The organism is Silvanigrella sp. (genome assembly GCF_044369315.1).
In the GTDB taxonomy this organism is placed as follows: domain Bacteria; phylum Bdellovibrionota_B; class Oligoflexia; order Silvanigrellales; family Silvanigrellaceae; genus Silvanigrella.
Window position 1 is genome coordinate 1 of the sequence record NZ_JBIPMD010000123.1, and the last position, 9,534, is coordinate 9,534.

Genomic DNA, 9,534 nt, shown 5'->3' on the forward strand with positions numbered 1-9,534 from the left:
CTTGGAATTATCTCGATACCATCAACAAAATCAAAAACCACTCTCTATAAAAAATTTACTAGCATTCATTTTGTTTGTAAAATGCACTTATTGGTAGGACACATGTACAACACCTAAATTATAACCAATATCTGTGGAAAAACCAGACGTGTCACCTGAGTGTAAAATACTGCGATGAACTCCAAAAACGTAACACCTTTGATTAAAAGAATTCACAAAAGTTCCTAAAATAAATCCATTATAGGAAGCGGCCACAAGAGTATGTTCCCATTCTTCATGGGCATCTTCACCAATTAAAATACTTATATGATATGACCACATTCCTAGGTATAAAGCATCAGACCCTGGTTTGCCCCATATTAAAAATTCAGACTGAGGCTCAGGCTCAAAAGCATTTCTTTTTTTATCAGAAGGGTTTATTAAAATTTCTTTTTCTGCATTATTGATTTCAGATGCAAAGCACAATGAAATTAATGTTAGGTTTGTAGTAAAATAGATTATGATTTTTAATATTTTTAACTTTATCTCTTTTCCCTCAATGTTATTTTGATGTTTTCATAAGCTCTATAATTTTTTTCTTAATTTCAACATACTTAGAATTATTTACATTACCAATTTTGCTAACATCCGTTTGTCCCGTAGATAAGATATCATCAAATATTTTTAAAATATCTTTTTGACCTTCAATGTATCCTTCTGTGTGACCTTCTTTATACTCGTGAGTATCTTTAGAATGATGCTTTTTATTTGTCATTTTATACCTTTAAAATTTATAAATTTTTTAACTAAATGGAACAGATGTTATTTATATCGGTTATTTTATATTTTACTTAAAATCAATCTTATTAAGCGATTATTTATGACATAAAATGCTTTTTGATAAAAACCTAATTTGAGTCTCTAAATCTTTAAACTCATAATTTTTTATAATATCTAATAAAGGTTTTTTTATATAATTCATATAAAATGGTTCATGAAAATTAAGTGGGAAATTTTGAATTGCCCAATTATATTTAGGGACATCATCCATTTGAATAGAATCAATATGAAACATAACTCCTTTTGGATTAAGAACGTTATAACAAGTCTCTATAATTTGATATCGTTCTTTTTCAGGAAGCTCATGAAATAAATAAACCGAAAAAACAATATCATATTTATTTTTTAGAGATGATAAATCTGTTCCATCCATTTTAATAAAGTTTACATTGCTATATTTATTTAATTTCTCTTTGCCATATTCTATATAAGATTTACTTAGATCGATTGCTGTTACGGATACATTTTTACATGAATTTAATAATATTTGTGTACTTTCCCCAGAACCACAGCCAATTTCAAGAATTTTTAAATGATTTTTTTGATTTTGAATATGCTTAAGTAAGGGAGCTAATAACAACCTTCGCGAAAGCCCTAAGGTACCTTTAAATAAAATTTCTGTTTGATGAGCATATAATTCTGCCGATTTTTTGGATAAATACCCATCTGTTTGAAAATGAAAATTTCTTCTATAATACTTAGGGTAACTATTAACATCTTCTTCAATATTTTTAGAAAATTTTTGATATTCATTTTTCTTTGCTCGCATTGAAGAATTCATAGAGTCAATTAATATATTAATGTATCTTTTTGCATGAGTTATTGGATTTTCGGGGTAAATTAATTCCTTTGTATATATATTTTCGTTTATGTTTCTAATGTCTTCTTCAAGCATTAGATTTAATTCTATAATTAAAGATCTTATAAACTCCGCCAGCACAGGTGTCTTTGGACTTTTATGAATACCAAAAATATTTCGCACAATATGAATAGGAAAACCTTCAAAAGTATATAGTGCAAAACGAGATGTATTAAGAGCTCTTAAAAGGAATTCGTTCGTTTTTTGAGTGATCATAATGTTCTCCATGCAAAAGGAAAATTAAATTCTTGGAATAAGAGATTAAGCATAAAGTTATTTTTTTGAAACAATAGATATTTTACTGTTCTTTTAAAATAAAAAAAAGGGTAAGAATGAATGAAGAAATTCGTCTTCCAAATCCTCAACATATTGCTTTTTTAGTAAATAAAATTCAATTTAATAAAATTCATTGTACTGCTATAGATAAAAAACTTAATATAAGAGCCGAACCAAATTTATAGAGTAAAAAATTTGGTATAGGTTCGGTAGAAGTTAATTATAAAAATTTTTATATATCAGACCCAAGTAACGTTAATATAGAAATTATGAGTCATATTTAAGGGTTATTTTTTCTTCCATAAAAAATAGGAAATAAATACAACACAAAGAACAACAAGTGGAGGAATTACTTTGGACATAGGATCGCCAGAAAAATGATGCGAAGCTGCAGCACCAATTAAATTAATGACAAATCCTGCATAAGCCCACTCTTTTAATGTTTTAAATTTATTATAAAGGATAGCAATAGAACCAAGAACTTTTGCGGTTCCTAATATTTTTAACATATAAAGTGGATAACCAAGAGAGCGAATTCCCTCTACCATTTGAGGAGAAGAAGTAAAGTAACCAAAAGCAGAAAAAAGCATGATTCCAACAAAAGGAATGGTAAATACCCAATAGACAATTTTTATAGTTTTTGACCCTGCCATTCTTTCTCCTTAAAGTGAATTATAAATAAACAAAAAATCAAATTTATAATACCACGTGTCTTACATGATCACCGATTGGAGAAGTAAAAAAATCGTCTGCAGAATTTCCTTCAAAAGCAACTAAGGTTGCTTTTCTTCCTTCTTCAATAATTCCATAACTATCTTCTACACCTAAAGCGAGTGCTGCATTTACAGTAACACCAGCATACACTTCAGGAAGAGAAAAGGCGCATTGCGATAGCGCAAGGTAACAAGCAAACCAAATATTATTTATGATTGCACTTCCAGGATTAAAATCACTTGCAATCGCTATTTTAACCCCCGATGCTCTCCATCTTTTTGCATCAACATATGGAATTCGACTAAAAAAACTTGTTGAAGGAAGAGCAACTGCAATCACACCTAAAGTAGCAAGTCTTCCTAAATCGGATTCTGTAGAATATTGACAATGGTCGACCGTCAATACACGTCCTTTTTGTCTTCTTTTAGAAGCAGTTTGCTCTACTCTCCGTGCAAGTTCTGCCGCAAGTTCGGCGCCACCACTTCTTGAAAATTCGTCCGAATGAATATGAACATCTAAGCCATGTTGCAAGGCTGCTCCCAACCAACGCTCAGATTGTTCCTTTGTAAAAAAGTTTCTTTCTAAAAAGATATCTGCAGCTAATGGAAGCGAAATTCCTTTTTTAACCGCTTCTTCACCTAAAGCAGCTATATTTGGTAAATCTTCTACGAGAGCTTGAATATAATTATCGAGTCCTCTGTATTCCGGACTTGCGGCATGAGGTCCTAAATAAGTTGGAGATAAAGCAGGTAAATCCTGAGCATCTTCATCATTATAGGCGTTATAAAGAGCTTCAAGCATTTTTCTTTCTTCTTTTGGATTTAATCCATATCCTGTTTTTGCTTCGAGAAGAACAACACCTTTCGCAAGTGCATCTCTTGCATTTAATTTATAAATTTCTGTTAACTTTTCTTTGCTAACCGCTCGAGTTGCTTTCATTGTTGCAGCAATGCCACCATTTTTAGCCGCAATTTCTTCGTAAGACATTCCTTGTGATTTTAGCACTGTTTCGTTAGCCCGACTGCCCGCAAAAATAGGGTGGTTATGACAATCAATTAAACCAGGCATTAAAACTAAATTAGAAGCATCAATTACTTCACAATCTGATAAGTTAACATATTTTTCTGCAATATTTTCTCCGATTGCCTGAAAAACGCCATCGGATATATAAACATCTTGATTTTTAAGAATTTTCATATCTTTTGAAGTAATAATATTATTTTCTAAGTTATTCAGTCCTTGCATAGTAACTACACATGGAGAATTTTTAAAAATAATTTTTTTATTCTTTTTTGTAGACCAAATCTTTGCCGCCATGATTCACCTCAGCGTTTGATAAATATCGAGGATAAAAATAGGGAGAGTCCGATTCTACGGAACGATTCATTTGCTCCCCAGCAATTTTTCGCGAACTTTCATAACCTGCATCTGCATGACGAAATATACCCATTGCAGGATCAAATGTGAGAACTCTCTTTAAACGTTCTGAAGACTCATGACTTCCATCTGCCACAATCACCATTCCAGCATGAAGGGAATATCCCATTCCGACTCCACCCCCATGATGAAAACTGACCCAAGAAGCCCCACTTGAAATATTGCCAAAAGCATTTAAAAGAGCCCAATCTGCAACGGCGTCACTGCCATCTTTCATATCTTCTGTTTCCCGATATGGGGAAGCGACACTTCCACAATCTAAATGATCTCTTCCAATGACAACGGGACAAGAAATTTCTCCGCTTTTTACCATCTCGTTCAAGAGTAACCCTGCTTTTAATCTATCTCCATATCCTAACCACAAAATTCTGGCAGGCAATCCTTGAATAGATATCCTTTTTGGAGCTAAAGATAACCACCTTTGAATATCATTATGATGTGGAAATAAATTCATAAGCGCTTGATCTGCTTTTTTAAGATCTTCAGAATCTCCACTTAACATTACGAATCGAAAAGGACCTTTTCCTTTACAAAAAAGAGGACGAATATATTCAGGGACAAATCCTTTAATATCAAATGCATTTTCTACTCCTACTTTTTTTGCCATTGCACGAATATTATTGCCATAATCAAATGTTGGAATGCCTCTATTTTTAAGTTCTAACAAATAACGAACATGTTTTCCAATGCTTTGCATAGCATCTTGTTCCACCTTTTTTGGGTTTAACTTTCGTTCTTGGAGCACTTGTTCCATAGAATAACCTTGCGGAACATATCCGTAAGTTGGATCATGAGCTGATGTTTGATCGGTTACAAGACTGGGATGAAAGTCGTTACGTTCTAATAATATTGGTAGAATATCAGCTACATTTCCAATGATAGCAATGCTTTTAGCAAGTCCTTCAGATAATGATTTTTTAAGAGAATTCATTGCGGAATCAATGTCATTATGGATTTCGTCAAGATGTCCAGATTTTAAGCGCATTTCTGCTCGTTTTTTATCGACTTCAATTCCTAAAAAACAGGCTCCTGTCAATACGGCAGCAAGAGGCTGCGCTCCTCCCATTCCCCCAAGACCTGTAGAAAAAACGTAACGCCCTTTTGTAACACCTTTATAATGTTGTTGAAATGCTTCATAAAAAGTTTCGTAGGTGCCCTGAACGATTCCTTGAGAGCCAATATAAATCCAGCTGCCCGCTGTCATTTGACCATACATCATTAGGCCTTTTTTCTCGAGCTCATCAAAATGATTCCAATTTGCCCAATTTCCTACTAAATTGCTATTTGCTAACAAAACACGAGGCGCATTTTGCCAAGTTTTAATGCGCGCAACAGGACTCCCACTTTGAATTAAGAGGGTTTCCTCATTTTCGAGTTCTTGCAACGCTTTCAAAATATTATGAAAATCAGGCATAGAACGCGCTGCTTTTCCTCTTCCCCCATAGACAACTAAATCTTCAGGTTTTTCTGCAACCTCAACGTCAAGATTGTTTAAAAGCATGCGCAATGCTGCTTCTTGAAGCCAACCTTTTGTAACTAAGGTCTTTCCTCTAGGAGCTGGTTGGCCTGGGGTAAATATTTTAGTTGATGAAGGGAATATATTTTGAGTAGACATAGAAATCCTCACAAAAAAAGGGGAGAAAGGATAAAAATGATTTGGACGGAATCAACGACTTCTTCAAATGTGCCTACACAATACTTTATTCCAGAGCAGTTGAGAAATGACTTTGGAAAAATTAATGCTGCACTAAGAGGCTTTTTTACAGACGCAAGAATCGGCAAAATGGAAAAAATAGCGCAGATAAGAAGCAGACAGGTCTTAACTGTGTTTGAAAACACACATCACGCCCATAATATTAGTGCCATTTTAAGAACAATTGATTCTTTTGGATTTTTAGATTTATTTTTTTTATATTCCAATAAAGAAATGAGATTTAAAGCTGCTGATACCATTGATAGAGGCGCAAGCCAATGGCTTATGCCAAAACGAATAAATACAGTGGAAGAATGCGCACATATTTTAAAAAATAGTGGTTATAAAATTGCGCTTGTTTCTTTACCTGATTTTTCAAGAACATCTGAACATTATATGGATAAAATCCCTTCTTTCCCTAGTAATTCCTTTCATTCAAATGAATTTAAAAACTTTATAGGTGATCAAAAAATTGCGCTCATTTATGGCAGTGAATTACACGGTGTTTCTCCTGAGTGGAAAAATTACGCAGATATGTACGTATCTGTCCAAATGTATGGGTTTACAGAATCTCTAAATGTATCTGTTTGTGCAGGAATTATATTACAAACTTTAAGAGAATCACTTTCTATCCATCAACCTAATTTTTTATTAAGTAAACAAGAACAAAACCTAATTCTTGAACATTGGATTGCAAAAACATGTCCCAATGCATTTGAATATATTTCCACAAGACAACCTGATCTTTTAAAATGGTTCGAATTTGTTCGAGCTGGGAAATTTTTTCAGCCTATACCAAAATAAAATATGTAGCCGATAGGTAAGTTGAATATTTAAAACCTTATTTTTTGGAATAAGATTTATGCAACTTATTAAAAGGAAACCTCATTTAGGTTGGATCATAAATGGCCTTGCCATTTCTCTAATCTGTTTCCTCATGCTAAATAGTCTTTTTGGTTCCATCTATGTCAATCAATTAAAAAAGAAAATTTTAGGATTAACAGATAATTATTTTTTAGCGCAACGCGAAATATTAGAAGCAAAAGAGACATTATCAAGAGCTCATAGCAACATTTATAAGTTTATTTTAGCAAATCAACAAGACTTAACAGCAAAACAAAAAAAAGAGTTAAAATCTGATTTTATTAAAGATATTAGAAAAGATTTTATTGCCATTGTTTCTCATTCAAAAGAAATTAATAAATTTAATATTGATCCTTTTATGACAAGTAATATTAAAATTTTAACACCAATTATTAATGATTATACTTTAACAATTCAAAAAGAAATCGATTTAAGTATAGAAAAAGAAGAAAATAACTATGATAAAATGCTGAAGGTTTTGAATAACGAAAATGAAAACTTTACTAAAATAATGTTTAATTTAGAAGTTTTATCTAGACTCATTCAGGAGAAAGCAATTAGTATTCGTATATCTGATGACCTCCTGTTAGAGTATTTGCCATCTGTTTTTATTTTAACTTTTTTTGCTGCTGCCATAAGCGGAGGAAGTTTTATTTATGTTTCGCGAAGAGAAGTTAGAAAATCTATAATTGATAATACTTTACAAATTTTAACTGAGGCAAAAGAGTATCAAATGGATTGCATTGAAACTTTAGAAATTTGTAAAGAAATTTCTGAAAAAGGGGCACAAAAAATTACAGAGATTTACAATTCCATAGACAAAACTAATAATTATGATGATTTAGAAATATTGATTGAAAAATTTAAAAACCATTCAGCGAAAATTGAACTTGCCTTTGAAATTAGGCGTTTTCTTCATGAAAAAGAGAAGAATAAGATAGAGAAAGAGATTCTTGAGAACAAAAAGAAAGCAAAATCAATATATTAAAAAAATTTGTTGTTTTTGGATAATTTTTGCACTCAAGCTTCTGTTAATTAAAGAAATAAATAGCCGATATAATGTTGTTACTTTTTTGAATTATTATTGTTTACAAGGATCCACTTGATGGACTTAGGAAAACTAAACATACTCGTGGTCGAAGATGATAGCGATACACAAAATCGTATTGTGCGTGAATTTAATTCACTCAATTTTTCTACAACAACAGCGAGTAGTTTTTACGAAGCCAAAACGATTATTCAAAATTCAGCTAACAATTTTGATCTTTTTTTAATTGATATTCAACTTCCTGATGGAGATGGCTTTTCGTTAATAAGTGAAATACGTAACATAAATAAAGACGCTTTATTAATCATAATGACTGGTTATATTAATAATAAAATCATTGATAAATCAAATAAAATAGATTGCTATGAAGTAATTCAAAAGCCGTTTTCTATAAAAAATGATATTATTCCATTAGCAAAAAAATGTTTAAAAAATATTTATTTAAAGAAAGAAAATGATTATTTAAACGCCCAAATTCTTCATATCTCAAAACTTGCAGCTTTAGGTGAGTTATCCGCAACTGTTGTTCATGATATTAGAGGACCTCTAACTATGATTCAACTTACCTGCGAAGATATTAAAGACGAAATGAAAAAAACAGAAAATAATGAATCCTTTGAAAACAATTTAACTTCACATTTATCTCAAATTACGAGAGCTTGCCATAAAATAAATAAACTTGTGGATCATCTCAGAAATTATTCAAGAAAAGATGTTCAAGAAGTAGAAGAAAGTAAGAGTGTTATAGAACTGATTGAAAATAGTATTTTTTTAGTAAAACAAAAAATAAGAAATTATAGTATAAAAGTTGAAATAAAAATTGATGAAAAATATAACAATGCAGAACTCATTTGTTACCCCAATAAATTTGAGCAAATTTTAATGAATTTAATGAGCAATGCTTGTGATGCTATGAAAGAATCCAAGAAAAAAGAATTAAAAATAAAAGCATATTTAGATGAAAATACATTTAATATTTCTGTAAATGATACCGGTTCTGGAATTCCAGAGGTTGTCATTCCTAAAATTTTTGATAGTTTTTTTACTACAAAACCCAAAGGGGAAGGAACAGGTTTAGGTTTAAGTATTGTCAAAAATATAGTAAAGGAACATTTGGGTGATTTAGTATTAAGCTCAGTTGTTGGAGAAGGCACAACCTTTACAATAAAACTGCCAATTTCTAAATTAGTTATCAAAGCGTCCTCTGAAGGAGGACCTTCACCATCACGGGCAGCCTAAAATAACAAATGAATTTAAATAGTTACGAATTTGCAGATGAAGAGCATATAAAAAGAGAAAAAGCCAAAGTAAAAGCCGCCAAAAAAAGTCGATGGTGGCAACAAAAATGTGCTTCTGGGTTATGTTACTACTGTGGTAAAAAGTTTTCTTTTAAAGAACTTACTCTAGATCATATTGTTCCCTTAGCACGATTTGGAACAACTACGCCAGGCAATGTTGTACCAGCATGCCGAGAATGCAACAAAAATAAAGGAGTTGACACTCCTGTCGATCTTCTTTTTAAGAAAAATATGATAGACTAGGAGAAATATCCTTCTCTTAAAGGTTGCAATAATATGGCTGCCAACGTCATTGAGCTCTCATCAGATATGAATTTTATTGTTGTTGATGATGCACCTGCATCGCGTGAAGGTATTGTAAAGTCATTAAAAACTTTAGGTTTCAAAAATGTTTTTGAAGGCGTTAGCGAAGGCGAGGCCCTTAAATTTCTCCAAGAAAAAAATTTTGATTTTATTATTTGTGAAAAAGACATGAGGCAAATTAATGGTCTCGAATTTTTAACAGAAGTCAGAGAGAATATAGAAA

The 9,534-nt window shown here is 31.7% G+C and carries 12 protein-coding genes; 6 read left to right on the forward strand and 6 right to left on the reverse strand.

What is annotated here, in order from left to right:
* Positions 1–87: 87 nt before the first annotated feature.
* The 3 genes from ACIQ56_RS10535 to ACIQ56_RS10545 form a co-directional block, all read right to left on the reverse strand.
* Positions 88–465, reverse strand: a complete 378-nt coding sequence (locus tag ACIQ56_RS10535; RefSeq protein WP_397601020.1) for a hypothetical protein — start codon at positions 463–465, stop codon at positions 88–90.
* Positions 466–541: 76 nt separating this feature from the next.
* A complete protein-coding gene (locus ACIQ56_RS10540) occupies positions 542–754 on the reverse strand; it encodes a hypothetical protein (RefSeq protein ID WP_397601021.1) in 213 nt (70 codons plus the stop codon).
* A gap of 99 nt (positions 755–853) precedes the next feature.
* Positions 854–1,894, reverse strand: coding sequence for a class I SAM-dependent methyltransferase (locus ACIQ56_RS10545; RefSeq protein WP_397601022.1), 1,041 nt, complete (start codon positions 1,892–1,894; stop codon positions 854–856).
* 116 nt (positions 1,895–2,010) lie between these two features.
* Here ACIQ56_RS10545 and ACIQ56_RS10550 point away from each other — a divergent pair, with 116 nt between their 5' ends.
* Entirely contained in the window at positions 2,011–2,139 is a 129-nt protein-coding gene (locus ACIQ56_RS10550; protein WP_397601023.1) for a hypothetical protein, read from the forward strand.
* Between the two features lie 102 nt (positions 2,140–2,241).
* Here ACIQ56_RS10550 and ACIQ56_RS10555 read toward each other — a convergent pair whose 3' ends face one another.
* From ACIQ56_RS10555 to hutU, 3 genes are read right to left on the reverse strand one after another with little or no spacing between them, the layout of a single operon-like run.
* Positions 2,242–2,607 (reverse strand): DoxX family protein, encoded by a 366-nt coding sequence (locus ACIQ56_RS10555; RefSeq protein WP_397601024.1) that lies wholly within the window; start codon positions 2,605–2,607, stop codon positions 2,242–2,244.
* A gap of 43 nt (positions 2,608–2,650) precedes the next feature.
* The gene (locus ACIQ56_RS10560; protein WP_397601025.1) at positions 2,651–3,985 is read right to left on the reverse strand and encodes an amidohydrolase family protein; all 1,335 of its coding nucleotides are present in this window, start codon (positions 3,983–3,985) and stop codon (positions 2,651–2,653) included.
* On the reverse strand, positions 3,951–5,720 hold the full coding sequence (gene hutU, locus ACIQ56_RS10565) for a urocanate hydratase (protein WP_397601026.1): 1,770 nt from the start codon (positions 5,718–5,720) through the stop codon (positions 3,951–3,953). Before hutU ends, ACIQ56_RS10560 begins: the two co-directional genes overlap by 35 nt.
* A gap of 36 nt (positions 5,721–5,756) precedes the next feature.
* Here hutU and ACIQ56_RS10570 point away from each other — a divergent pair, with 36 nt between their 5' ends.
* The 5 genes from ACIQ56_RS10570 to ACIQ56_RS10590 all read left to right on the forward strand — a co-directional run.
* Positions 5,757–6,602 carry a TrmH family RNA methyltransferase gene (locus tag ACIQ56_RS10570; RefSeq protein WP_397601027.1) on the forward strand — a complete coding sequence of 282 codons (846 nt, stop codon included), beginning with the start codon at positions 5,757–5,759 and terminating at the stop codon, positions 6,600–6,602.
* A 58-nt stretch (positions 6,603–6,660) separates the two neighbouring features.
* Complete coding sequence (locus ACIQ56_RS10575; protein WP_397601028.1) at positions 6,661–7,650, forward strand: hypothetical protein; 990 nt, start codon at positions 6,661–6,663, stop codon at positions 7,648–7,650.
* A gap of 117 nt (positions 7,651–7,767) precedes the next feature.
* A complete protein-coding gene (locus ACIQ56_RS10580; RefSeq protein WP_397601029.1) occupies positions 7,768–8,949 on the forward strand; it encodes an ATP-binding protein in 1,182 nt (393 codons plus the stop codon).
* A gap of 8 nt (positions 8,950–8,957) precedes the next feature.
* Entirely contained in the window at positions 8,958–9,251 is a 294-nt protein-coding gene (locus ACIQ56_RS10585) for an HNH endonuclease (RefSeq protein WP_153420867.1), read from the forward strand.
* Between the two features lie 33 nt (positions 9,252–9,284).
* The coding region (locus ACIQ56_RS10590) for a response regulator (RefSeq protein ID WP_397601030.1) at positions 9,285–9,534 on the forward strand (250 nt) is incomplete at its 3' end.